Source organism: Gordonia sp. B8661-1 (assembly GCF_059427765.1).
Genome location: NZ_JCAHRL010000001.1, coordinates 719349 through 744896 on the forward strand (window position 1 = coordinate 719349; position 25548 = coordinate 744896).

Consider the following 25548-nt stretch of genomic DNA (forward strand, 5'->3'; position numbering starts at 1 on the left):
CCTCAGTACGCGAACGACAGTTGTTGGGGATCATCGGAATCGGCGTCATCATCGCTGTGGCCCGGTGGACGCGCGTCGTAGGTCGCGGGTCCTTCGATGATGTACCGGCGCTGGAGCAGGAACCACACCACGCCGAGTGCGCCGTACAGGATGGTGAACACGATCAGCGAGGTCCAGACCGTCGCCGCGACGTGATTCGATACACCGTTCTGGACGAGCATGCTCACCCGTGTGGGGTCGAGATCGTCCACCCAGTTGGGCGCGACGACCCAGGGCTGACGTCCCATCTCGGTGAAGATCCAGCCGGATGCGTTGGCCAGGAACGGAGTCGGCATCATCCACAGTGCGAACAGCCCGAACCTGCGCGAGGTGACAACTCTCTTCCGGCGGGTCAGCCAGAGTCCGCCGAGGGCGAGCAGCGCGGACCCGAGCGCCCAGGTGATCATCGCGCGGAAACTCCAGTACGTGACGAACAGGTTGGGCGCGAAGTTCTGCCCGGGCATGTTCAGTGCTTCCTCGTACTGCTTCTGCAGTTCGTTCACACCCTTCACCTCACCGGTGAAGGAGTGATCGGCGAGGAAGGACAGCATCTTCGGAATGGTGATCACGTGTTCGATGTGATCGCAGTTGTTCTGCCGGCCGATCGAGAGCACCGAGAAGCCTGCGCCGGATTCGGTCTCGCACAACGATTCCGCGGCAGCCATCTTCATCGGCTGCTGTTTGAACATCATCTGCGCCTGGAAGTCACCGGTGATGATGACGGCGACGCCCGCGAAGATCGTCAGCCACAACCCGAAACGGGCGACCGGACGCCACAGGGTGCGGGCGTCGTCCTCCAGCTTCTCCGGGGTGGCGTCGACGAGGCTCGGGGAGGTCGTCGGCGGCAGATCGGGAGTGGTGTCGGCGGCGGCCGCCTCACGGATCTTCTTGGCACGCCACGAATTGCGGGCCATCCACCAGCACCCGATGGCGGCGACGAAGGTGCCGGAGGTGAGCCAGCTGCCCGCGATGACGTGCGGGAACGCCGCGAGTGTCGTGTTGTTCGTGATGACGGCGAGGAAGTTGTCCATCGCGGGCCGCCCGCGTTCGCTGTCCCAGGTGACACCCACCGGATGCTGCATCCAGGAGTTGGCGGCGACGATGAAGTACGCCGAGGCGGTCACGCCGATGGCGGCCAGCCAGATGCAGGCCAGGTGGATCTTGCGCGGCAGTCGATCCCAGCCGAAGATCCACAGGCCGATGAAGGTCGACTCCAGGAAGAACGCGACCAGGCCTTCGAGGGCGAGTGGCGCACCGAAGACGTCGGCGACGAATCGGCTGTACTCGCTCCAGTTCATGCCGAACTGGAATTCCTGCACGATGCCGGTGGCGACGCCCAGGGCGAAGTTGATCAGGAACAGCTTGCCGAAGAACTTGGTGGCGCGGAGCCACTGTTCGTTACCGGTCTTGAGCCAGATGGTCTGCATCACCGCGATCATCGGCGCGAGACCGATGGTCAGTGGGACCAGAATGAAGTGATAGACGGTAGTGATCCCGAATTGCCATCGGGAGACATCCAGAGCATCCATGTCGCCTCTATCGCGTGGGCACCGGGCTGCGGTGCGCGGGTTGGACGGACAGCGCGACCTCCGCCGCCGTGCCACTCCTACTACTAACTGTAGTAGGACTACTCGTACCACCGTACGCGTCGCCCCGACAGCCCTTCAAGCGACCAAAGTCCCGCCAACAGGGTCTTCAATTGTGGCCTTGACCTCGAAAGATAGACTCAGTGGCGCGTCACACAGCGACGACCACCAAATCCAGTCAATCAGTACTGATGGCCCGATCGACCAAATCGGAAAAAATCGGCGCGTCATCGGACACCGGCATGACGTAGCGATTCAGCGCGGCCACGCGCGCGGCCAGCGTGACACTGCTGATCAGCCACACGGAATCGGCGGTGATCAGGTCGCCGCGCGTCAGCGTCGCCACCCGCGTCTCCCAGCCCTCCTGCGCCGCCGTCCGGAACACCGCACTCTGCGTCGTACCCGGCAGGATGCCCGCCTCCGGCGGTGGCGTGACCAGGGTGCGCCCGCGCACCACGACGACGGTCGAGCGCGGACCCTCGAGCACGGATCCCTCACTGCTGACGTAGATCACGTCGTCGAAGCCCTGCTTCTCCGCATGCCGGATCGCCGCCATGTTGGTGGCGTAGCTGAGGGTCTTGGCACCCAGCAACTGCCACGGCGCACGCCCGGCCAGATCCGTCGAATAGCCACGATCCAGCGTGACCACCGATACCCCGTCCGTGCGGGCCTGCTGCACCCGCTCGGCAACCGGTCCGGCCATCACGTACGCCGTGGGACCGCCACCCGGTGAACTCTCCCGCCCGCGCGAGTAGACGAGACGCATCCACGCCTCGGCGCCCGTACCGGCCGAGTCCACCCACTTCTTGGTGGCGATGTCGATGGCCGTCTCCCAGGCGCCGCGGTCGGGCGCGGGCAGATCGAGCATCGCGGCGCTGCGGGCCAGCCGATCCAGATGGTCGCCGACCCGACGGGTCCGACCGGTCCGGATCAGCAGGGTCTCGAAGACACCGTCCCCACGCACTGCGGCCAGGTCGTCGGCGCGCAGGAAGGGTGCGTCCGGATCGCGCACCAGTCCGTCGAGGGTGACCAGGATCTGAGCCGTCATTCCCTGAGGCTAGGCGACGATCGGCGGCAACGGGTCCGTGCCCACCCGAGTGACGACCCGTAGAATCACAGTGTGACGAGGTCACCCATTCTGACCAGGTATTCCACGCAGGGCGCCGTCGCCGAGCCGCATCCGGACGCGACGACCGATACTCCTGCCGAGCGTGTCCCTGCCGAGCGTGTCGAGGTGCCCTGGCACTTCGGCGATCCGCTCGGCGAGCAACGCAGCGCGGCGCGCGGCGCGATCATCGTGGACCGCGGCGACCGCGCGGTGCTCGAGATCGACGGCCCCGAACGACTCACCTGGCTGCACACCATTTCCAGCCAGCACGTCAGCGCTCTGCCCGACCGGTCGTCGGCGGAGAATCTGTCGCTCGATCTCAACGGCCGCGTCGAAGAGCACTTCGTGATGACCGACATCGACGGCGTCACCTGGATCGACACCGAGGGCGACCACGGCGACGGCCTCCTGCGCTTCCTCACCTCGATGGTGTTCTGGGCGAAAGTGGAGCCTGCGGCACGGACGGACATGACGGTGCTGACCCTCGTCGGCACCGACGTCCTGCACGGCCCGATCGCCGAACTGCTCGACCTTCCCGGTGATGCGGCCGTGTATCAGGCCGGCAACCTGCCCGAGCAGCACCACGAGGAGGAGCCGCTCGGTTTCTGGCGCGTCATGCCGCCCATCGGCGAGGGCGCGTCACTGCCGGTGATCGATCTGGTGGTGCCGTCATCGGCGGTGGAGAGCTGGTGGTCGCAGCTCACCGAGGCGGGCGCCCGGATGGCGGGCAGCTGGGCCCTCGACGCCCTGCGCGTGGCCGCGGTACGCCCCCGCCTCGGGATCGACACCGATGAGCGCACCATCCCGCACGAGGTGAACTGGATCGGCGGTACCGCCGAGCAGGGCGCGGTCCACCTGGAGAAGGGCTGCTATCGGGGCCAGGAAACCGTTGCGCGCGTTCACAACCTCGGTAAGTCCCCACGCAGGCTCGCCCTGCTGCATCTCGACGGCAGCACCGACGAGCGTCCCGCACCGGGCGATCCGGTCACCGCGGGCGGCCGCACCGTCGGACGCCTGGGCACGGTGATCGACCACTACGAACTCGGTCCCATCGCCCTGGCACTGGTGAAGCGGGCGGTCGGTGCCGATGTCGACCTGGTCGTCGGTACCGAGCATCCGGTGAGCGCGCGGATCGATCCGGATTCGATCGCCGCCGACGACCGTGTGCAAGCGGGCCGCGCCGCGATCGAGAAACTGCGTTCCGGCGGACGGGCACCCGCGAGCGGCGAGCGCTGATGAGCGCCGGGTCGGGGCGGGTGCTCGCCGTGTGTGCCGTCGTCGACGAGGTCGACCTGGGCAGGATCGGCTCGAGCGCCATCGACAAGCGGGCGCTCCCGGGCCGCGTTCAGGTCGGCGAACTCGGCTTGACCGGAGATCACGTCGTCGACACGAAACATCACGGTGGCGCCGAACAGGCCGTGTACGCCTACCAGGAGTCCGAGGCACAGCGCTGGGCCGACGAGTTGGACCGCGAACTCCCGTTCGGCTGGTTCGGCGAGAACCTCCGCATCGACGGCGTGGCCGTCACGGACGCGGTGGTGGGCGAACGCTGGGCCGTCGGCGACGACGGGTTGGTCCTGGAGACAACCATCCCCCGCACACCGTGCCGGACCTTCGCAGCGTGGGCGGGCGAACCGCGGTGGATCAAGCGATTCCTCGACCGGGGCGACACCGGCGCCTACCTCCGTGTTGTGACTTCGGGCACGGTCGGGGCCGGAGATGCCGTGCGGGTCGTCGATCGTCCCGATCACGGCGTCCGCATCCGCGACCTGGTGGCCGGGACCGATGCCGACTCGAAGGCCCTCGAAAAGCTTCTGACCAGCGACGATCTGGTCCCGAAGGTGCGGCGCGACGCCACCCGGAAACTTGGGCGCCTCTGACGACACCGCCGAATCCCACCCCGCCACGCTCCGGTGCGGCAGGGCAATCCGCATTCTCCCGACGAGCGCGCTAGACTGGTGCCCACGACAGAATTACTTCCTAGAGAACGGGGCCGCCAAGCGATTGGCCGCCCCGTCATTGTGCGAGGGGGTCCCACATGGGCCGCGGCCGGGCAAAAGCGAAGCAGACGAAGGTTGCTCGTCAGCTGAAGTACTCCACTCCCAATACCGACTTCGACAGCTTGCAGCGCGAGTTGTCAGGATCGGACGACTCGGATCGCCGGGATCGGATCGAGGAGTGGAAAGACGAGGACGAGTGGCGTCGAGCCTGACGGCTCCCCACTGACGTCGGCGCGGGTTCTGCCCGCGTTCTCTGTTCGACATCACATCTCACCCATCGGGTTCCTGCGTGCCCGGTGGGTGAGACGTGTGCGGTGAGGTGAGCCGTCTCAACCGTCACCGAATTCGGCGAGAATCGCCCCTGAAGGGCATATTTCGCCGTGAACGGTGACGGTTACGCCAGTGACTCAGAAGCGCGGGTGACGTCCGGAGAGGACGACGCGCGAGAGATCGGTGTTCTTGGGATCGGTGGAACGCTTCACGGAGCCGAGCACCCAGTTGTCGACGTGCCGCGCGGTGAGCACCGCCTGAGCACGTTCGGTGTCCTCGGGCGCGACGACGGCGACCATGCCGACGCCCATGTTGAAGGTGCGCTCCATCTCCTCCTGGGAGACACGGCCACGCTGCTCGATGAGCGCGAAGACCGGTGCGGGCGTCCAGGTTTCGCGTTCCAGTTCGGCCACCAGGCCTTCGGGGATGACGCGTTCCAGATTCTCCGCGAGGCCACCGCCGGTGACGTGGGAGAAGGTCCGCACATCGGTCTCGGCGGCCAGCGCGAGGCAGTCGCGGGCGTAGATGCGGGTCGGCTCGAGAAGTTCTTCGCCGAGAGTGCGGCCGAATTCCTCGACATGCCCGGACAGGTCCATGTGGCCCCAGTCCAAGAGCACCTTGCGCGCCAGTGAATACCCGTTGGAATGCAGCCCCGACGATCCCATCGCGATGATCACGTCACCGGGACGCACCTTTTCCGGCGACAGGATCTGGTCGGCCTCGACGACCCCGACCGCGGTGGCGGACAGGTCGTAGTGATTCTCGCCCATGAGGCCGGGATGCTCGGCGGTCTCGCCGCCGAGGAGTGCGCAGCCGGCATCCACGCAACCGTCGGCGATGCCCGCGACGATCTGCGCGACGGTTTCCGGCACCACCTTGCCGACCGCGATGTAGTCCTGCAGGAACAGCGGTTCGGCGCCGCAGACGACCAGGTCGTCGACGCACATGGCGACCAGGTCGCGGCCGACGGTGTCGTGCCGGTCCATGGCCTGTGCGATGGCGAGTTTGGTGCCCACACCGTCGCTGGCGGCGGCGAGCACCGGCTCCCGGTAGTTGCCCTTCAGGGCGAACAGTCCGGAGAAGCCACCGAGACCGCCCATGACCTCGGGGCGGGTGGCCCGCTTGGCGTGGGGTGCGAAGAGTTCGACCGCCCGATTGCCCGCGTCGATGTCGACGCCCGCGGCGGCGTAGGACGCGCCGTTGGCGGTGACCGGATCGTCGGCAGCAGAATCCCGCTCGGTCATCGCGCTGAGCACTCCCTTGTCACAAGAAAACTGGTCATGAACCCCAGGTGCCGGCGACTCACCGACGGCACACACGCTACCCGACGGACGCTCGACGGCGGCGCCGGGTCAGCAGGTCTCAGGGCCGCATCACGGCGCTGACGTTGTCGTTGGGCACGGTCAGCGGATCGACATGGCTGCCGTCGGCGGTGGCGCTGGCCAGCATTTGCTCGAGCACCGCCTTGCCCATCGATGTCTCCTCGGGCAGGTCGATCGGATACTCGCCGTCGAAGCAGGCCGCGCAGAGGTTCTCGGCGGGCTGTTCGGTCGCGGCGATCATCTCGTCGATGCCGATGTAACCGAGGGAGTCGGCGCCGATGGCCTGCCGCACGCCCTCGACCATCCCCTCCTCGGATTCCATGCCGTTGGCGATGAGTTCGGCGGGCGATGCGAAGTCGATGCCGTAGAAGCAGGGCCAGCGCACCGGGCTGGATGCGATACGGACATGAACCTCGGCCGCACCCGCCTCGCGGAGCATGCGGATGAGGGCACGCTGGGTGTTGCCGCGGACGATCGAATCATCCACGACGACAAGACGTTTGCCCCGGATGACCTCTTTGAGGGGATTCAGCTTGAGACGGATGCCGAGCTGACGGATGGTCTGCGACGGCTGGATGAAGGTGCGGCCGACGTAGGCGTTCTTCATCAGACCCTGCCCGTACGGGATGCCGGATTCCTGCGCGTATCCGACCGCGGCCGGGGTGCCGGATTCGGGCACCGGGATGACCAGATCGCCGTCGGCGGGGTATTCGCGGGCCAGCCGGCGACCGATCTCCACCCGGGCGGAATGCACGGACCGGCCGTTGATGACGCTGTCCGGCCGGGCCAGGTAGACGTATTCGAACACACAGCCGCGCGGCGTGGCCTCGGCGAAGCGCTGCGTCCGGACGCCGTCGGCGTCGATGGCCAGCAGTTCACCGGGCTCGATGTCGCGGACGAAGGAGGCGCCCACGATGTCGAGAGCGGCGGTCTCCGAGGCGACGACCCAGCCGCGGTCCAGCCGGCCGAGGCACAGCGGGCGCACACCGTGCGGGTCGCGGGCGGCGTAGAGGGTGTGCTCGTCCATGAAGGTCAGGCAGAAGGCACCGCGCAGCGTCGGCAGCAGTTCCATCGCGGCCTGCTCCAGGGTGCTGTCCGCGGCGCCGTGTGCCAGCAGGGCACCGACGATGTCGGAGTCCGAGGTCGCGCCGCCCACGCCGCTGGAGTGCACGCCGAGAGCGCGGGCCCGACTTGCCAGCTCGGCCGTGTTCACCAGGTTGCCGTTGTGCCCCAGGGCGACTCCGGTACCCGCGGTGGTGGTGCGGAAGATCGGCTGCGAGTTCTCCCAGGTGGTGGAACCGGTGGTCGAGTAGCGGCAGTGGCCGATGGCGACGTGCCCGACCATCGCGCCGAGCGTCTGCTCGTCGAACACCTGGCTGACCAGTCCGAGATCCTTGAAGACCAGCACCTGTGAACCGTCGCCGACGGCGATACCGGCGGCTTCCTGGCCGCGATGCTGCAGCGCGTAGAGGCCGTAATAGCTGAGTTTGGCGACATCCTCGCCGGGCGCCCAGACACCGAAGACACCGCATTCCTCGCGCGGTTCGTTCTCGGGCTCCTCGGACGGGCAACCACCGCAACCGGGTGTGGGTGCCAGCAGATTCGGACGGTGGTCTGACGCGTCGGTCATCAGGTGAGCTCCCTGGGGCTGAGAGAACGTTCGTGGTGCTGGGGAGATGCATTCACTTTACCGGCCTGTTGCGACCGATTGCGAATCTGCACAACGGCGAGCCGGGCCGTCTGATTCCCGACCTGGCATGCGCGCCACGGAGCAGCGACCGAGGTCACACCGGGAAGAGCGGCATCCATCGTTCGATGTCGCCCGCGCGCGACCCGGACGCCGTGAGCGTGCCGGCCTCGGACAGGGCGTCCATCGTCGCGGCGCCGGTCACCAGACGGAGCCAGGAGCGGGGATCGGTCTCGACCACATTCGGCGGCGTACCGCGGGTATGGCGCGGACCCTCGATGCACTGCACCGCGACGAACGGCGGCACCCGCACCTCCACCGACGATCCGGGCGCGATCTGCGCGAGGGTGCGCGCGGTCATCCGCACCGCGGCGGCAAGGGAGGCCCGATCCGGGGCGGTCACCGAGTCGTCGGCCACCCATTCGGCGACCGCGAGCACGGCCGCACGGGCCTCGGCGGGATCGATCTGTGCACGCGACGACATGCCGGACATCATGCCGCAGCGCCGAATGTCACTTACCGAACCGGGCGAACAGGGCACGATGGGGCCATGGGCGAAGATGTGTCCGAACGCGTGTTCACCGGCGACGATCGGGTGCGCTTCCGTCGGCAGGTCGGTCGCGGCACCGAGGCGATCGCCCGGATGCTGGCCGACGGTCTGTTCACCGATCAGGGACAACCACCCGAGCCGCTGCTCGGCATGGAGGTCGAACTGAACCTCGTCGACGACGCGATGCGGCCGGCCATGGCGAACGCCGCCGTCCTCGACGCCATCGCCGACCCGGACTTCCAGACCGAGCTGGGCCAGTTCAACATCGAGATCAACGTCTCCCCACGGCCGTTCACCACCGACGACACCATCTCGCTCGAGCAGATGCTGCGCACCTCCCTCAATCGGGCGGAGGAGCGGGCCGCGCAGACCGACAGCCACCTGGTGATGATCGGGATGCTGCCCACCCTGAAGTCCGAACACTTTGCCCACCAGTGGATTTCCGCGAACCCGCGCTATGACCTGCTGAACGACCAGATCTTCGCAGCGCGTGGTGAGGACATGGAGATCGACATCACCGGTGTCCCGCTCGATGCCCGGCACGGCCACGAACGGCTCCACACCACGACCGATTCGATCCTGCCCGAGGCCGCCTGCACCTCACTCCAATTGCACCTGCGGGTGGCACCGGAAGACTTTGCCGCACACTGGAATGCCGCGCAGGCCATCTCCGGGGTACAGATCGCGCTTGCCGCGAATTCCCCGTTCCTCGCGGGTACCGCGCTCTGGCACGAGAGTCGCATCCCGGTCTTCGAGCAGGCCACCGACACCCGGCCGCTGGAGCTGAAGAATCAGGGCGTCCGGCCACGGGTGTGGTTCGGCGAACGCTGGATCACCACCATCTTCGATCTCTTCGAGGAGAACACCCGCTACTTCCCCGCCCTGCTGCCGGTGACGACGGATGTCGACCCGATCGACGAACTCGAGGCGGGGCGGATCCCCGCACTCGACGAGCTCCGGCTGCACAACGGCACCGTGTACCGCTGGAACCGGCCGGTGTACGACGTCGTCGACGGACATGCGCATCTGCGCGTGGAGAATCGTGTGTTGCCCTCGGGCCCAACGGTTGTGGACACGATGGCCAACGCCGCCTTCTACTACGGTGTGGTGCGGGCACTGGCCGATTCCGACCGGCCGCTGTGGTCGCGTATGTCGTTCAACGCCGCGGCGGAGAATCTGCACAGCGGCGCACGCGACGGCATGCACGCGCAGTTGTATTGGCCCGACGTCGGATGGGTGCGCCCCGACGAACTCGTGCTGCGCAGGCTGCTTCCCCTGGCCGACGACGGATTGCGGGCCTTCGGTGTCTCGGACAAGGCACGCGCCCGCTATCTGTCGGTCATCGAGGGCCGCTGCCTCTCCAGGCAGACCGGCTCCGAATGGCAGCGCCGTGCCGTACTCGCCCGCACCGAGGCCGGCGAGGATCGTGACACCGCGCTACACGGCATGTTGCGCGACTACACGACCCTCATGCACGAGGGCGAGCCGGTTCACTCCTGGCCGCTGTGACTTCCGCGGCGCGTGACCGTCAGCCGACTCCGGGCACGGGCACCTGCGCACCGGTCACGGCCGCACCCGCGTCCGAGATGAGGAACGCGATGGTATCGGCGATCGCCTCCGGCGGCACCCACCCCGTGCGCTTCGAATCCGGTTGCGATTCACGGTTTCCCGGGGTGTCGATGACCGACGGGAGAATCGCGTTCGCACGAATCCCGTCCGATTTGTACTCGACGGCCAGTGCGCTGATGAAAGCCCAGACCGCGGCTTTCGACGTGATGTAACCGGCCGCCCCGGAGAACGGCGCGAACGCCGCTTTCGCCGACACCCCGACGATCGATCCGCCGCCTGCCTCGATGAGTGCGGGCAGCGCCGCCTGGGTCAGCAGATACAGCGGGCGAAGGTTGAGCCGAACCAACGCGTCGAACTCGTCGACGGGCGTCTCATGCACCTTGCCGCCCATCGCGAATCCGCCGACGAGATTGACCACGGCACGCAGTGTCGCCCCGGGATCGTCGGTGGCGGCCGCGACGACTGCCGCCGCCCCCTCCGGCTCGAAGAGATCGGCGTGCACCGTCACCAGCCGCTCCGACTCGGGTAACCGGGACAACTCGGCCTCGTTCACCCACGGCACCACCACGCGCCATCCGGCGTCGAGAAGCGTTGCCGTCACCGCCGATCCCAGGCCGCCGGTTCCTCCCGACACGATCACGGTCTCCGTCATTGATCCGTCCCTCCTCGATCTGCACACCTCGTCGAACGGTCCGGGTGACCCCGGCCGTGGACGACGCTACGCCCTCACCCGTCGGCACCGCCGCGGTCACCGGCCACCAGGCCGCGACCGGTGACCGGCGGCAGGTCGAGCGCGGTGACCAGGCCGGGTTCCGCATCGACAACCGCCGCAACGGAATTCACCAAGCGCATGGCCGTCACGATCATGCCGGACACGTTGTGGTCCCCGGATTCGCCGTGATGGCCGAATTCGACGGCCATCTCCGGTTCCCCGGAGATGAGGACGCGATAGCAGCCGTCGCCGTCCGTGGGTGTCGGCCAGTCCGGACACTGGTCGGGATGGGTGCGGGTGTAATGCTCCAGCACCACGCGGTCGACGCCGTCGACCTGGCCGGCGACCTCGAAACGCACTGCCGCCATGGTGCCCTCGGGGATCTCGACCGACACCGTCGAGTAGTCGCGGTCGGCGGCCACCCGTTCGACCCGTTCCACCAGAGGCTCGTCGAGGGTGACGTCGAGACCCGCCGCGATCTGCCGCACCACACTCCCCCACGCCATCGAGAGCACACCGGGATTGAGCAGGAACGGTGTCGAGTCCATCGGCTGCCCGAAACCGAACAGCGAACTCATCACCACCGGCTGGTAGTACGTGGAGTAGTCGGCGATCTCCTGGCAGCGCACCTCGTCGATACGCTGTGACAGGCTCGTCATGGCAAGCGGCAGAACATCGTTGGCGAATCCGGGATCGATGCCGTTCACGTGCAGACTGGCCTTCCCGGCCTGTGCCGCGCTGTCTATGCGCTCGATCATCTCCGGCGGCAGGACACCATACGGGAACTGCAGAACGACCGGACCGCTGGAGACGACGTTGATCCCCGCCTCGACGAACGCGGTCAGATCCGCGATGGCCTCCATGATGCGGTCATCGGTCATCGCGGTGTGCACGATGCAGTCGGGGCGCAGCGCGATCAGAGCGTCGCGATCGTCGGTGGCGGTGACGCCGAGTTCCCGGCCGAGACCGGCGAGTTCACCGGCATCCTTGCCCACCTTGGCCGGATCGGACACCCACACCCCGACGAGTTCCAGGTCGGGACGGGCGTCGATCCCGGCGATGGCATGTCGTCCCACGGTTCCGGTCGACCACTCGACCACACGAAGAGTCATGCCAACAAACTAGAACAGGTTTCAGACAGCTGTCGCCGGAATGGCGAGGCACGCGACGCCGGGTCAGACCCTGAGTGACCGGAACGGCTCGACCGGAATGTTGCGGATGACCAACCAGATCACGACGGTGACCAGCAGAATGACCCCCGAGTACCGCCAATGCTGCCAGCTCCGGATCCTGCGACCGGTCCAGAGCCCGATCGTGTACGCGCCGAACGCGAACAGGAGCAGCGCCAGGGCCACCACCGCGAAGGCATTGAAATGCAGGGCGGCGGGCAGGTCGCCGTGCATCAGTGAATACACGGCGCGCATCGCACCGCAGCCGGGGCAATCGATGTTCAGCAGGGCCTTCGTCGGACAGACGGGCAGGGGGCCGCCCGGTGTCGTCGGATCGCCGAACCAGATGGCGGTACAGACGACCGCGGCCCCGGCGATGACGATGCCGGGGCCGAGGACGCGATGCGTGGAGACGGTCGAGACGCCGCGCATGACGGCGTTCTCGAATCGCTCAGTAGCTCGAGGTGCTGCTTGCCGCAAGGATGATGACAACGACGTAGAAGATGACGATGAGGACCCACAGGGCGACGGCCGCGACCGCGCTCCAGATGGCCCACTTCTTGGCCTCGTCGGCGGCGGCCTGTGCACCGGCGAAGTCGCCGGTCGCCCAGAGCTTGCTCACCGAGGTCGACTTGACGATGGACACGATCCCGAGCGGGAGGCAGCACAGCACGGTGGCGAGGATCGCCCAGACCAGATTGTTGTCGGGCTCCGGGCCTGCCGGCGTGCCGTAGCCGTACGCGGGCTGACCGTAGCCGGGCTGCTGTCCGTAGCCGGGCTGCTGCCCGAAACCGGGCTGCTGTCCGTAGCCCGGCTGCTGCCCGTACTCGGGCTGCTGTCCGTATTGGGGCGCCTGCCCGTACGGCTGCTGGGCGGAATCGCCCTGGTTGTCGTAGGGGTTCGTCACGTGCGTCCTCTCGAGGTTCAGATCAGGTCGCATGGAGCGTAGCCGACATCCGGACCATGCGACATCCGGGGGACCACGGATTACATTGTCCGACCGACCCGCGCCGCCCCGCAGATCACGTCTCCCCCACGAGTACCGTCCGCACCGGGTTCCGCCTGGTGGCGCTGCATTGTCGTCGCGCTGGTCGTAATCTCGCGGACGATGCCGAAATCACCGTCGTCACCCGACTCCGATGCCGCTCCGCCCGTCGCGCTCGTTCGCAACGGCCACGTCACCTGGATCAAATGGCATCGCGCGCGTCGCAGAGCCGATGATCCGGCGTTCACGACCACCCGCATCCGGGAGGCGATGGCGGTGGGCGCGAGCGTCGAGGTGGATCTCGTCATCCATGCCGACCGTGGCTTCGCGGTGTTGCACGACCGGGACGTCCGGCACGCGACCACCGGCACCGGCCAGATCGCCGACCTGCCCGCCGACGCTCTGCGCGGACTGTACCTCCGTTCCAACCGGGGACGGCCGCTCGACGAACCGGTACTGCTGCTCGAAGACCTCGCCGACGTCCTCGCCGACGTACCGATCCATCGGAATGCACTGCTGCAGTTGGACTTCAAGGAGGATGCCGCCGCACTGGACCCTGCATCGATTCGGATCTTCGGCGAGTCGGTGGCACCGTTCGCGCGCCACGCGATCCTCTCGTGTGGTGATGCGGAAGCGGTGCGGCTCCTCACGGACGCGACGCCGGGCGTCAGGATCGGTTACGACCCGTGCCATCACGGCGCGGCCGACCGTGTGCTCGCATCCCGCGACTACGCGCAGTTCGTCGATGATGCGGTGGCTGCCTCGCCGGATGCCGAGATGATCTACCTGGAGATCCGGCTGATCCTCGACGCCGCCGCACACGGTGTCGACCTCGTCGGCGCCTTCCACGATCGGGATCGGCGCGTGGACGCCTACACCGTGCGCGACATCAATCGACGTTCGGTGCGCACGATCCGGAAGCTCCTCGACCTCCGGGTCGACCAGATCACCACCGACGATCCGGAGAGCCTCGTCGCCGCGCTCTGATCACAGCCGATCGATCATGCCGAGCACACGGCCCCGCCGGTCGAGTAGCGCCGCGCGAGCGAAGCGAGCACGACGCATATCGAGACCAGCCACACCTCTCAGAACTGGCCGAACGGCGGCTGTTGCGGCGGATACTGCTGCTGGGCCGGATTCTGCTGGGCCGTCAGGAATTGCTGGGCCGGATACCGCTGAGTCTGGAACTGCTGCAACGAATTTCCCGCATCACCGGACTGCGGATTCGCCTCGATCCAGGCGACCGTCGACGGCACGTACGCGAGAACCAGTGTTGCGATCGGGAATAGCAGGAGGACGATCCCGATACCGATCACCACACCGAGTGCGGCCCCGGCGCCGCCGCCGAGGTGGGCGCGGATTCCCGCACCCACCGCGACGAGCACGATCAAGCCGAGGACGCTGGTCACGATGACGATCCCGGAACCGATCATCACGAACAAGCGGCCACGTCTCTTCCGCTGGAACAGCTCGATGGCACCCCAGAGGAGAAGAATGGTGACCGCAACGTTGAGGATGGCGACCAGGATGGTCCAGATACCGGTGAAGAGCGCCGCCCCGGAGTCCATACCCAGCACATCGATGGCACCGATCACACCCGAAAAGACTCCGAACAGCGCCGCCACTCCGCCCAGCAGCGCCAATATCGCGGCGATGATGCCCGTCACTCCCGACGGCTGAGCCTGATATCCCTGCCCATAACCCGTCTGGGGGTATGCCCCGTACGACTGTCCGTAGGTCGGCTGCCCGTACTGCTGCGCCTGACCGTACTGTGCCTGACCGTACTGCTGCTGACCATAGGGCGACCGACCGTAGGGCGACTGACCGGGGGCCGGCTGCGCGTTCTCCGGCTGACCGAACGACGCCTGAGGTGAGCCGTACGGGGCCGACTGGCCTGAGCCGTACGGATTCTGATCGCCGGACGAGGGCGGGTAGGTCATACGAGTTCCTTGGTCGATGGGGGCGTCGGACAATGGGTACAACGGTCGATGTGCGGATGTCGACTGGTGCATCGCGACAAACGACCGGACCGCCGCGCTTGCGGCCATTACAACACGCCCGGCAGAACCCGGCCGACCGACGTCATCTGCGTGGACGACACCCGCCGGCGACCCGGCTACTCGCCGAACAGCGCGGGCAGGGTGCCCTCGTGCGCGGCGCGCAGTTCGTCGAATCCGATCTCGAACTGGTCCTGGACCGAGACGCCGTCGGCGCCCTGATCGACGACCCCGACGCGATGCCACGGCATGCCGCGGGCATCGAGCATCCCGACGAACCGGGATTCCTCGGTGCGGGGTACGGCGACGAGCACACGTCCGGCCGATTCGGAGAACAACCAGACGAAGGGATCCGCGTCCTCGGGCAGCAGGATGCGGCAACCCGTTTCACCGGCCAGCGCGGATTCGACGACGGCCTGGAACAATCCGCCCTCGGAGAGATCGTGGGCGGCCGACACGAGGCCGTCGCGGGACGCGGCGACCAGGATCTCGCCGAGCAGACGTTCCCGGTCGAGATCGACCTGCGGCGGCACGCCGCCGAGATGGTCGTGGGTGACCTGCGACCAGATCGAGCCGTCGAACTCGTCGCGCGTCTCACCCAGCAGAATGAGCGTCTCCCCCGGTTCGGTGCCGAAACCGGTCGGGATGCGGCGATGAACATCGTCGATGATGCCGAGCACACCGACGACCGGCGTCGGAAGGATGGGCGTGGAACCGGTCTGGTTGTAGAAGCTGACGTTGCCGCCGGTGACCGGGATACCCAGCTGCGCGCAGCCGTCGGCGAGGCCGCGCACCGCCTGCTGGAACTGCCACATGACGGCCGGATCCTCGGGCGATCCGAAGTTGAGGCAGTTGGTGACGGCCTTCGGTGCGGCGCCGGACACCACGACGTTGCGGTACGCCTCGGCGAGCGCGAGCTGCGCACCGCGGTACGGGTCGAGGAAGGTGTAGCGGCCCGACGCATCGGTGGCCAACGCGATGCCGCGGCCGGAGTTCTCGTCGATACGGACCACACCGGAGTCGGCGTGCTCGGCGAGCACCGTGTTGCCGCGCACGTAGCGGTCATACTGTTCGGTGATGAACTTCCGGCTGCACAGTGCCGGTGAGGAGATCATCTGCAATGCGGTGTCCCGCAACGCATCCGGAGTGTCCGGCCGGGCGAGCGGCTCGGTCGTCGAGGCGATCACGTCGTCCTGCCACTCGGGCCGGGCCAGCGGACGCTCGTAGACGGGGCCCTCGTGGGCGACGGTGCGGGGCGGCACGTCGACGACGGTCTCGCCGTGCCAGTCGACGACCAGCCGGTCACCGTCGGTGACCTCACCGATCACTGTGGCCAGCACATCCCACTTGCGGCACACGTCCATGAACTTGTCGACGTTCTCCGGCGTGACGACCGCGCACATGCGCTCCTGCGACTCGCTGGACAGCACCTCAGCGGGTGTCATGCCCTCGGCCCGCATCGGCACCTGCTCCAGGTCGATGTGCATGCCACCGTCGCCCGCCGCCGCGAGTTCGGAGGTGGCACAGGACAATCCGGCGCCGCCGAGATCCTGGATACCGACCACCAGCCCTGCGTGGTACAGCTCGAGGCAGCACTCGATGAGTACCTTCTCGGTGAACGGGTCGCCGACCTGAACACTGGGCAGCTTCTTGCGGTTGGGGCCGGAAGTGTCGCCGTCGTCGTCGAAGGTCTCCGACGCGAGAACGGAGACGCCGCCGATGCCGTCGAGACCGGTGCGCGCGCCGAACAGGATGATCTTGTTGCCTGCTCCCGACGCGAATGCCAGGTGCAGATCCTCGGTGCGCAGCACGCCCGCGCACAGCGCGTTGACGAGCGGGTTGCCGGCGTAGCTGGCGTCGAAGACCGTTTCACCGCCGACGTTGGGCAGGCCCAGCGAGTTGCCGTAGCCGCCGACGCCACGGACCACACCGTCGACGACCCGGCGGGTGTCGGGTGCGTCCGCGGCACCGAAGCGCAGCTGATCCATGACCGCGATCGGCCGGGCACCCATCGCCATGATGTCGCGCACGATGCCGCCGACGCCGGTGGCGGCACCCTGGTAGGGCTCGACGTAGCTGGGGTGATTGTGCGATTCGACCTTGAAGGTGACCGCCCAGCCGTCGCCGATGTCGACGACGCCGGCGTTCTCCCCGATACCGGCGAGCATGCTCGCCTTCATCTCGTCGGTGGTGGTCTCACCGAAGTAGCGCAGATGCACCTTCGACGACTTGTAGCTGCAGTGTTCGGACCACATCACCGAGTACATCGCCAGCTCGGCGTCGGTGGGACGGCGCCCGAGGATCTCGCGGATCCGTTCGTACTCGTCGTCCTTGAGCCCGAGCTCCCGGAAGGGCTGGGGTTGGTCGGGGCTGCCTGCAGCGGCTGAAACGGTATCCACCTGCGCACTCACTCAAGCCAGTGTAATTGAGCCGCAGGCTAGGCTGATCCCCGGACACGAACGGCGGGTGGACGACATCCGGCGATGAGACGGAATGCGCTTGGGGGGACCCGTGGGCGACGTACGCAAAGCCCGGCAACTGTTCGAATTGGGGGTGCTGTCACTCGGCATCGCCCTGGAGGGACAGGAGCCCATCAACAATCCGGCCCAGGCCGCGAAGGCGTTCACGCGCGCCAGCGAGTGGGACCCGACGATGGGCGATGCCTGGCTGGGACGCCTGGCGTGTGGCGACGACACCGACGAGGTCCTGCTGGCCGCGTTCCGGAACCGCGCGACCATCGGTCACGAGCAGCGCAGGCTCGGTCTTCCGCCCCGTACTCTCTCCGGGCGCTGGAATGCGGGCTTCGGCATCGACTATCCGATGTCCGAGCCCACCGAGGCGATCGCTGCCTACGCGGCGTCGCTGGCCCGGGGCAAGGATTATCAGGGCGCGCAGGACATCCTCGATCAGGTGCCACCGGCACATCGCGGGCCGATCGTCGAGTTCGTGCAGGCCGGTCTCCACATGTCGGCGCAGCGCTGGCCCGATGTGCTGACGGCGCTGCATCGCTCCGACCGCTGGACCGACACGTTTCTGCAGACCGCCGCGGATTTCCTGGCCGGCACCGCGTGCGTGCAGATGGGCATGTTCGGGGAGGGTCAGCGGCGGTTACAGAACGTGATCGACGGTCCCATCGCCTCACTGACGACCCAGGCCATCTTCACCGTGGGCATGGCCCTTCGGGAGCAGGGCCAGGAGGACAAGGCCCGGGTGATGTTCGAACAGGCCTACTCCCGCAACCCGGAGTCACCCGCGAAGCAGGCACTCGCCTCCCCCGGTTTCCGGCTGGTGATCACCAGTGCCGACGACGTGGCCGCGCGCCGTGATCCGTGGGACGCGGAGTCGGCGGGCGACCGGCCGGACACGCTGATCTCCGACACGACCGAGAATCCCGAGCAATCCGACCTGGTCGCCGAAGCACAACGGGAACTCGACGAGCAGATCGGCCTCGACTCGGTGAAGGAGCAGGTCGCCAAGTTGCAGTCGGCCGCGACCCTGGCACGGATCCGCGCCGACAAGGGCCTCAACACCGCGGCCCGCAGCCTGCATCTGGCTTTCACCGGGCCGCCCGGGACCGGCAAGACCACGGTGGCGCGCATTGTCGCCAAGATCTATTGCGGGTTGGGATTCATCAAGACCGACAAGGTGATCGAGGCGACCCGGCGCGACCTGGTCGGCGAACATCTCGGCTCCACGGCACCGAAGACCTCCGCCGTCATCGACTCGGCCATGGACGGTGTGCTGTTCATCGACGAGGCGTACACGCTGATCCAGCAGGGGCTCTCGGGTGGCGACGCCTTCGGCCGCGAATCGGTGGACACGTTGCTCGCACGTATGGAGGACGATCGCGATCGGCTGGTCGTCATCATCGCCGGGTACGACTCGGAGATCGACCGCTTCCTCTCCGCCAACGACGGACTGGCCTCACGCTTCGCACGACGTGTGCGGTTCGAGTCGTATACGCCGCTCGAACTCGCGCGGATCGGCGAACACATTGCGCGGAAACGGGATTCACTGTTGACACCGGACGCCGCGCTGGAGCTCGAGCGTGCGTGTACGCCGCTGTTCGAGGATGTTCGCATGGACGCCGACGGACTGCGCCGCGCGAGTGATATCGCCGGCAACGGTCGCTTCATCCGCAATATCATCGAGGCCGCCGAGGAGGAGCGTGAGCATCGACTCACCAAGCGTCCGGATCTCGCGTCATTGAGCCACGACGACCTGATGCGTATCGAATCGGGCGACCTCCAGGCCGCGTTGAGTGGCGTCCTGTCCGGCCTGCGACGGTGATTAGTGTTCGGCGAGAAGGGATTCAGCGGATGAATCAGCGATCGATGGCCGGGGCGGTCTGTTCGCTCATACTCGCCACCGTCGCGGTGTCCGCCTGCACCGTCGATGGGGATCCCCGTGCCGACCCGGCTCCACCGCCTGTCACGGCCACGACTTCCGAGACGGATACCCCCGCGACGACCATGCCTGCGCCGTCGATTCCACCTGCGTCACCGACCACCCAGGAGGTGCCGCCACCTCCGGACGCGCAGACCATCACCTGTCGCGACTACCAGACGCGCGACGAACCGACTCAGGTCGCCATCGTGAAAGCCAATGGGGTGACGAAGAATCCGTTCCTCGTGGCCACTCTGGTCGGCATCATCTGCCGGCAACGACCCGGCGACACGGTCAATTTCATCATCAGCAACATGAAGGACGAGATCATCCACAACTGACCGGGTCTCGTGGCTCGCACTATGCTCACTCATCGGTGGGCACACTCGTGTGAAAGATGACATCGGTGCGCTCTACTCGATGCGAGGTCAACACTTCTCGCAATGCGATCTCGGTTCCCGATCCGGATGACGGTGGCGGTTGCGGCCGGCTTCTCAGGAGTTCATCAACAAGGTGGATGTGGTTGGTTCGCGGTATGTCGGGTGGCACTCCGTCGGTGGTGTTGCGTCTCCAGCCGTAGCGTCCACGGTCGGGGCCGCTGCGGATCTTGATGGTCGACAACTGTCCGGTCTTCGATCCCACGAGTCGGTTGTGTGGCGGGCAGGCCGGAGCCATGGCGTTGGCGTCGGTTCGTCCGCCGTGGGTCCAATCCTGTTCGGCGTGATGCATCTCGGTGTGGGAGAACGGCCGCGGACACCCCGGTACCGAACAGCCGCCGTACTCCACGAAACCCATGAACCTCTGGGCCTGATTCGCCAACCGTTTGGCTCGACCCAGATACAACGGCTCGTTGGTGTGATCGGCGAACACCGCCAAATACATCTGGGATTCGGCCGCCAACTTGATCACATCACCGATGGGCAGATCAGCACCTGTCGTGGTATGGCCCAGACCCGCCCGCTCCCGCAGTTCGGACTCGGTGATCTTGATGATCAGATGCGGCGGCAAACCCCGATGGCTCTTGCCGAGCACACCACCATCGAGAGCACACCGCAGTAAGGCTTTGAACGCATCGTGCTGGCGTTCCGACGCACCACGCGAATCCCGTTGTGCCGCCTCCTTCAGCCGCTCCGGATCAGCCTCATCGACATGCCCGACCGGCGATTGATCGTCGTCGGGATTGTTCATGCCCGGCGCGGCCCAGGCGGCCATCACCACATCGAGCATGGCCCGGGTCTCGGGGTCGAGGCAACCGACGATCTTCGACATCTGCTGAACATCGGGATCGAGCACCGACAACCGGCGCCGACGTTTCCGATCACGGTCATCACTCAAGGAGCCGTCCGGATCCAAGTGCGCGAGGATCCGTGCCCCCACCTGCCGAATGCTCTTCGGTGTCAACTCTCGCGCATATTCAGCAAGCGTCGACTCCGCAGCTTCCCGGTCCTCAACAGACACCGCCGCCGGCAACTTTTTCATCACGTCCAACACCGCACCGACATGATCGGGGTTGATCGCACCTTCGGCCAAAGCGGCTGCGGTGTCCGGGCATTCGGGATCTTTCACCTCGCCCTGCAAGGTGTAGGTGGGCAACAACGCTCCCATCGCATCCATACGACGGCGAACATCGGTGATGCGCAGCCGCGTAACCATGAAGTCCTGGATCGAACGACAGCCCGCCGATCGATGGGCGTCACGATCAGACACATCCATCACCCGCTGGTGCCCAAAGAACGCCATCCGCCGATACAACCGCTCATGCGTTTCGGCCAGCCCCACCAGCTCGGCCTCCGAACACAACCGTGACGACCCCACAGCAATCTCGTCGAGCAACAATTCCAGTCGCGCGTACGCGTCCACCAACGATGACGATGGTTCGACCGATGCGGTCATATGGTCCACCCCCCGATGCCATGACCTGCGAATAACACGACTATATCGAACATGCGTTCGATATGCAAATGCGATCGACGCCAGACGGCAGAGCGCCCCCGGCCGGACCATCCGATCCATATCCACCGCAGCCCATGCAACCGTCCGGATCGGCGTGAGCTCAACCCGGCAATCCATCCCCGACCGCCTAGACTGGCCCGATGACCACTTCCGTCAGCCCCTACGACGAACTCCTCGCCTCCGCGACGGCGCTCCTCGACGGTGAGACGGATCTCGTGGCGGCCATGGCCAACCTGTCCTCACTCGTGTATCACTCACTGCCCGAACTGAATTGGGTCGGCTTCTACGTCACCAAGGGCGGCGAGCTGGTGGTCGGGCCGTTCCAGGGCAAACCCGCCTGCACACCGATCTCCTTCGACCGCGGCGTCTGCGGCGCAGCCGCGCGTACGCAGGTGATCCAGCGAGTCGACGACGTCCATGCCGTCCCCGACCACATCGCCTGCGATGCCGACAGCCGATCCGAACTCGTCATCCCGCTCGTGCGGGACGGGCAGACACTCGGCGTCTTCGACCTGGACAGCCCGCGCACCGCACGCTTCGACCAGGCCGACGAGGACGGCCTGGCGGCCCTCGCCGCCCTCGTCCTCGCACTGTTCTGACCGCAGTCAGCCCCGCGAGGTGATCGCGATGATCTCCTCGCGGAGTTCGGGACGGCAGATCACCAGATCCGGCAGATAGGTGTCGTCCTGGTTATAGACCAGCGGTGAGCCGTCGATTCGCCCGCACCACAAGCCTTTTGCCTGCGCCACCGCGACCGGCGCGGCCGAATCCCATTCGTACTGGCCGCCGGCGTGCACATAGGCGTCCGCCTCACCGCGGACGACGGCCATCGCCTTCGCCCCGGCGGAGCCCATCGGCAGCAGTTCCCCGCCGATCGCGTCGGCTACCGCTTGTGAAAAGCCCGGTGCGCGAGACGCACTCACCACGACCCGCGGGCGATCACCGCGCGGATGGGCGGCAAGCCCGGTCGTCGGCTCGACCGGCGTCGCATCGTCGAGATAGGTCACCCCGAGGGCCGGCAGGGCGACCGCACCGGCGATCAGCCCATCGGTCGCCGACCACAGCGCGACGTGCACGGCCCAGTCGGTCTTCCCGTCGGTGCCGTACTCACGGGTGCCGTCGACCGGGTCGATGATCCACACCCGTTCCGCGGACAGTCGGGATTTGTCGTCCGCGGATTCCTCGGACAACACCGCATCATCGGGGCGTATCTCCGCGAGCCGGGCGAGGATCAGATCGTCGGACCGCCGGTCACCGGCATCACCCAGTTCGCGACCGGACAAGCCGCTGTTCGCACGTACGTCCAGCAGCAGTTCACCTGCGGCCGTGGCCAATTCGCCCGCCAGTGTCCGATCGTCGACCATTCCGGCGCCTCCCTCTGTCGTCACGGTCACAGCCCCAGGTTACGGAGAACCGACTCGGCAGCGTCGGCGGGTGCACCATCGGACGGCGCGACGACCAGTTCCGCATGCTCGGGCCGCTCGTACGGAGAGTCGATGCCGGTGAACTGACTGATCTCCCCGCGGCGCGCCTTCGCATAGAGCCCCTTGGGATCTCGACGCTCACACTCCTCGATCGGCGTGTCCAGGAACACCTCGAAGAACGGCAGACCACGTTCGGCATGCACCTCGCGGGCACGCTGTCGTTCTTCGGCGAACGGCGAGATCAACGAGACGATCGCAACCGCACCGGAATCCGCGAACAGGGCCGCCACCTCGCTGGTGCGTCGGATGTTCTCCCGACGATCGTCATCGCCGAAGCCCAGGTCCGAATTGAGGCCGTGCCGGAGATTGTCACCGTCCATCAGATAGGCGGGCCGTCCCTCGGCGACCAGGCGTCGTTCGATCTCCACCGCCAGTGAGGATTTGCCCGATCCCGACAGGCCGGTCAGCCAGATCGTCGCCCCCTGGTGCGAACGCTGGTCGCGGGTCACCTTGGTGGTCTGCCACACGACATTCGAGTCCTGCCGGACCGGCGCGGTGATCATGCCCGCACCGACGGTCCGGTTCGTCGACTCGTCGATCAGGATGAAGCTGCCGGTGTCCCGATTCTTCCGGTAGGAGTCGAACAGCAGCGGCGATTGTGTCCGCAGCGACAACCGGGCGATCTCGTTGAGTCGCAATGACTCCGCCGATGCGTCGCGGTGCAGCGTGTTCACGTCCAACCGATAGTTGAGGCCGCTGATCTGCGCGCGCGTCGTCCGCGTACCGCACATCACCTGATACGTGCCGCCCACCCGAAGTTCACTGTCCTCGGCGAACCAGCACACCATCGCGTCCACATCGCGCGCGACATGTGGCCGGTTGTTGGGCCGCGCGAACATGTCGCCGCGGGAGATGTCGATCTCGTCGGCGAGTTCGATGGACACCGCCATCGACGCGAACGCCTCCTCCAGCGGTTGCCCGCCCGGCCCCCAGATGCGCCGGATGGTCGTCCCGAAACCACTGGGCAGCACCACGATCTCGTCGCCCTGCGCGAACGTCCCGCCTGCCACGGTGCCCGCATAGGCGCGGTGATCGGCGCCGTCGCTGCGCTGCGGACGGATCACGTACTGCACCGGCATCCGGGCGTCAATCAGGTTGCGATCGGAGGCGATGTATACGTGTTCGAGGTGACTCAGCAACGGACGCCCTTCGTACCAGGGCATATTCGACGACTGTTCGACGACGTTGTCACCCTGCAGCGCCGATAGCGGAATGAACGTCAGGTCAACCACATTGAGCTTCGCGGCGAAGGCCACGAACTCCTCACAGATCTCCTCGAAGCGCGCCTGCGACCAGTCGACGAGGTCCATCTTGTTCACGCAGATGGTCAGGTGCGGGATGCCGAGCAATGAGGACAGAAAGGCGTGGCGCCGAGTCTGTTCCAACACACCTTTGCGTGCGTCGATCAGGATCATCGCCAGATCCGCCGTCGACGCACCGGTCACCATGTTGCGGGTGTACTGCACATGGCCCGGTGTGTCGGCGATGATGAACTTCCGTCGAGGCGTCGAGAAGTACCGGTACGCAACGTCGATCGTGATGCCCTGCTCACGCTCGGCGCGCAGGCCGTCGGTGAGCAGCGCCAGATTCGCGTACTCGTCACCACGTTCTGCGCTGGTCCGCTCGATGGATTCCAGTTGATCGGTGAAGATCGACTTCGAGTCGAACAGGAGACGACCGATCAGCGTCGACTTCCCGTCGTCCACCGACCCCGCGGTCGCCAGACGCAGAAGCTCTTGTTGTACACCGGGTTCCGCGGTGCCCACGGGTGCGCTCATCAGAAGTAGCCCTCTTTCTTGCGATCTTCCATGCCCGCCTCGGAGATGCGGTCGTCGGCGCGCGTGGCACCGCGCTCGGTGACACGTGTCATCTCGATCTCGGCGATCACCTTGTCGATGGTGTCGGCGTCGCTCTCGACGCACCCGGTGCAGGTCGCATCACCGACGGTCCGGAAACGGACCTTTTCGGTGCGCGACTCCTCACCCGGATAGGTCTGCAGGAAGCGGGTTTTCGCGAGCAGCATGCCGTCGCGCGGGATCACCTCGCGCTCGTGCGCGTAGTAGATGGGCGGCAACGCTATCTGCTCGGCGCCGATGTACTGCCAGATGTCGAGTTCGGTCCAATTGCTCAGCGGGAACACCCGGATGTGTTCCCCTTTGTGGTGGCGGCCGTTGTACAGGTTCCACAACTCCGGGCGTTGGGCTCGCGGATCCCACGCGCCGAACTCGTCACGGAAGCTGAAGACCCGCTCCTTGGCGCGCGCCTTCTCCTCGTCGCGCCGCGCGCCGCCGAAGACCGCGTCGAAGCGGTTCTCGGTGATGCCGCGCAGCAATGCCGCTGTCTGCAAACGATTTCGACTCTTCCCCGGACCCGTCTCCTCGACGACCCGGCCGGCATCGATGTCGTCCTGCACCGAACTCACCACCAATCGCACCCCGGTCTCCTCGACGACCCGATCGCGATAGTCGATCACCTCGTCGAAGTTGTGGCCGGTGTCCACATGCATCAGCGGGAACGGTACCGGCGCAGGCCAGAAAGCCTTGCGAGCCAGGTGGAACATGACGACGGAGTCCTTGCCGCCGGAGAACAGGAGAACCGGCCGCTCGAAGGTGGCCGCGACCTCGCGCATGATGTGCACGGCCTCGGCCTCCAGCGCGTCCAGGTTGGTGAGCTCGTAGCCACTCACGGCGCCACTCCTTGACGTGTCGAATATTCGACACATAGTATTGAA

23 protein-coding genes are annotated in these 25548 nt (G+C 66.6%); 8 read left to right on the plus strand and 15 right to left on the minus strand.

Features of this window, described 5'->3' with window-relative positions:
• Nucleotides 1–2 precede the first annotated feature (2 nt).
• Both AC4JJG_RS03395 and AC4JJG_RS03400 read right to left on the minus strand, forming a co-directional pair.
• Nucleotides 3–1568 (minus strand): cytochrome ubiquinol oxidase subunit I, encoded by a 1566-nt coding sequence (locus tag AC4JJG_RS03395; RefSeq protein ID WP_495398937.1) that lies wholly within the window; start codon nt 1566–1568, stop codon nt 3–5.
• Between the two features lie 235 nt (nt 1569–1803).
• Nucleotides 1804–2673 carry an aminodeoxychorismate lyase gene (locus AC4JJG_RS03400; protein WP_495398936.1) on the minus strand — a complete coding sequence of 290 codons (870 nt, stop codon included), beginning with the start codon at nt 2671–2673 and terminating at the stop codon, nt 1804–1806.
• Nucleotides 2674–2745: 72 nt separating this feature from the next.
• Between AC4JJG_RS03400 and ygfZ the strand changes: the two genes are divergently transcribed.
• The 3 genes from ygfZ (at nt 2746) to AC4JJG_RS03415 (ending at nt 4945) form a co-directional block, all read left to right on the plus strand.
• Nucleotides 2746–3969 (plus strand): CAF17-like 4Fe-4S cluster assembly/insertion protein YgfZ, encoded by a 1224-nt coding sequence (gene ygfZ, locus AC4JJG_RS03405; RefSeq protein ID WP_495398935.1) that lies wholly within the window; start codon nt 2746–2748, stop codon nt 3967–3969.
• The gene (locus AC4JJG_RS03410) at nt 3969–4613 is read left to right on the plus strand and encodes an MOSC domain-containing protein (RefSeq protein ID WP_495398934.1); all 645 of its coding nucleotides are present in this window, start codon (nt 3969–3971) and stop codon (nt 4611–4613) included. Before ygfZ ends, AC4JJG_RS03410 begins: the two co-directional genes overlap by 1 nt.
• A gap of 158 nt (nt 4614–4771) precedes the next feature.
• Complete coding sequence (locus AC4JJG_RS03415) at nt 4772–4945, plus strand: DUF3073 domain-containing protein (protein WP_495398933.1); 174 nt, start codon at nt 4772–4774, stop codon at nt 4943–4945.
• A 195-nt stretch (nt 4946–5140) separates the two neighbouring features.
• Here AC4JJG_RS03415 and purM read toward each other — a convergent pair whose 3' ends face one another.
• The 3 genes from purM to AC4JJG_RS03430 all read right to left on the minus strand — a co-directional run bounded on the left by purM (nt 5141) and on the right by AC4JJG_RS03430 (nt 8496).
• Entirely contained in the window at nt 5141–6247 is a 1107-nt protein-coding gene (gene purM / locus AC4JJG_RS03420; protein WP_495398932.1) for a phosphoribosylformylglycinamidine cyclo-ligase, read from the minus strand.
• 118 nt (nt 6248–6365) lie between these two features.
• Nucleotides 6366–7955, minus strand: a complete 1590-nt coding sequence (gene purF, locus AC4JJG_RS03425) for an amidophosphoribosyltransferase (RefSeq protein ID WP_495398931.1) — start codon at nt 7953–7955, stop codon at nt 6366–6368.
• A 154-nt stretch (nt 7956–8109) separates the two neighbouring features.
• A complete protein-coding gene (locus AC4JJG_RS03430; protein ID WP_495398930.1) occupies nt 8110–8496 on the minus strand; it encodes a sterol carrier family protein in 387 nt (128 codons plus the stop codon).
• Between the two features lie 66 nt (nt 8497–8562).
• On the opposite strand from AC4JJG_RS03430, the gene AC4JJG_RS03435 reads away from it, so the two are divergent.
• Nucleotides 8563–10071, plus strand: a complete 1509-nt coding sequence (locus AC4JJG_RS03435) for a glutamate-cysteine ligase family protein (protein WP_495398929.1) — start codon at nt 8563–8565, stop codon at nt 10069–10071.
• A gap of 19 nt (nt 10072–10090) precedes the next feature.
• Here AC4JJG_RS03435 and AC4JJG_RS03440 read toward each other — a convergent pair whose 3' ends face one another.
• The 4 genes from AC4JJG_RS03440 to AC4JJG_RS03455 all read right to left on the minus strand — a co-directional run bounded on the left by AC4JJG_RS03440 (nt 10091) and on the right by AC4JJG_RS03455 (nt 12919).
• Nucleotides 10091–10783, minus strand: coding sequence for an SDR family NAD(P)-dependent oxidoreductase (locus tag AC4JJG_RS03440; RefSeq protein ID WP_495398928.1), 693 nt, complete (start codon nt 10781–10783; stop codon nt 10091–10093).
• A 74-nt stretch (nt 10784–10857) separates the two neighbouring features.
• Entirely contained in the window at nt 10858–11955 is a 1098-nt protein-coding gene (locus AC4JJG_RS03445; protein ID WP_495398927.1) for an NAD(P)H-dependent amine dehydrogenase family protein, read from the minus strand.
• A gap of 63 nt (nt 11956–12018) precedes the next feature.
• A complete protein-coding gene (locus AC4JJG_RS03450) occupies nt 12019–12444 on the minus strand; it encodes a DUF2752 domain-containing protein (RefSeq protein WP_495398926.1) in 426 nt (141 codons plus the stop codon).
• Nucleotides 12445–12463: 19 nt separating this feature from the next.
• Nucleotides 12464–12919, minus strand: a complete 456-nt coding sequence (locus AC4JJG_RS03455; protein ID WP_495398925.1) for a CD225/dispanin family protein — start codon at nt 12917–12919, stop codon at nt 12464–12466.
• Between the two features lie 201 nt (nt 12920–13120).
• Between AC4JJG_RS03455 and AC4JJG_RS03460 the strand changes: the two genes are divergently transcribed.
• Complete coding sequence (locus AC4JJG_RS03460) at nt 13121–13984, plus strand: glycerophosphodiester phosphodiesterase (RefSeq protein WP_495398924.1); 864 nt, start codon at nt 13121–13123, stop codon at nt 13982–13984.
• 98 nt (nt 13985–14082) lie between these two features.
• On the opposite strand, the gene AC4JJG_RS03465 is transcribed toward AC4JJG_RS03460, so the two are convergent.
• Entirely contained in the window at nt 14083–14937 is an 855-nt protein-coding gene (locus AC4JJG_RS03465; protein ID WP_495398923.1) for a hypothetical protein, read from the minus strand.
• Nucleotides 14938–15113: 176 nt separating this feature from the next.
• Complete coding sequence (purL, locus tag AC4JJG_RS03470; protein ID WP_495398922.1) at nt 15114–17405, minus strand: phosphoribosylformylglycinamidine synthase subunit PurL; 2292 nt, start codon at nt 17403–17405, stop codon at nt 15114–15116.
• 100 nt (nt 17406–17505) lie between these two features.
• Here purL and eccA point away from each other — a divergent pair, with 100 nt between their 5' ends.
• Nucleotides 17506–19284: a type VII secretion AAA-ATPase EccA gene (gene eccA / locus AC4JJG_RS03475; protein ID WP_495399606.1), complete on the plus strand. Its 1779-nt coding sequence runs from the start codon at nt 17506–17508 to the stop codon at nt 19282–19284.
• Nucleotides 19285–19313: 29 nt separating this feature from the next.
• Nucleotides 19314–19721: a hypothetical protein gene (locus tag AC4JJG_RS03480; RefSeq protein ID WP_495398921.1), complete on the plus strand. Its 408-nt coding sequence runs from the start codon at nt 19314–19316 to the stop codon at nt 19719–19721.
• Nucleotides 19722–19746: 25 nt separating this feature from the next.
• Here AC4JJG_RS03480 and AC4JJG_RS03485 read toward each other — a convergent pair whose 3' ends face one another.
• On the minus strand, nt 19747–21273 hold the full coding sequence (locus AC4JJG_RS03485) for an HNH endonuclease signature motif containing protein (protein ID WP_495398920.1): 1527 nt from the start codon (nt 21271–21273) through the stop codon (nt 19747–19749).
• A 200-nt stretch (nt 21274–21473) separates the two neighbouring features.
• Between AC4JJG_RS03485 and AC4JJG_RS03490 the strand changes: the two genes are divergently transcribed.
• Nucleotides 21474–21932, plus strand: a complete 459-nt coding sequence (locus AC4JJG_RS03490) for a GAF domain-containing protein (RefSeq protein ID WP_495398919.1) — start codon at nt 21474–21476, stop codon at nt 21930–21932.
• 6 nt (nt 21933–21938) lie between these two features.
• Here the strand turns inward: AC4JJG_RS03490 and AC4JJG_RS03495 are convergent, their stop codons facing one another.
• Genes AC4JJG_RS03495 through cysD form a run of 3 tightly spaced genes read right to left on the minus strand, consistent with a single transcriptional unit; the run spans nt 21939 to nt 25539 of the window.
• Nucleotides 21939–22697, minus strand: coding sequence for a 3'(2'),5'-bisphosphate nucleotidase CysQ (locus AC4JJG_RS03495; RefSeq protein WP_495399605.1), 759 nt, complete (start codon nt 22695–22697; stop codon nt 21939–21941).
• A 26-nt stretch (nt 22698–22723) separates the two neighbouring features.
• Nucleotides 22724–24595, minus strand: coding sequence for an adenylyl-sulfate kinase (gene cysC, locus AC4JJG_RS03500; protein ID WP_495398918.1), 1872 nt, complete (start codon nt 24593–24595; stop codon nt 22724–22726).
• Nucleotides 24595–25539 carry a sulfate adenylyltransferase subunit CysD gene (gene cysD, locus AC4JJG_RS03505; RefSeq protein WP_495398917.1) on the minus strand — a complete coding sequence of 315 codons (945 nt, stop codon included), beginning with the start codon at nt 25537–25539 and terminating at the stop codon, nt 24595–24597. The genes cysC and cysD overlap by 1 nt, the downstream gene beginning before the upstream one ends.
• Between the last annotated feature and the right edge of the window lie 9 nt (nt 25540–25548).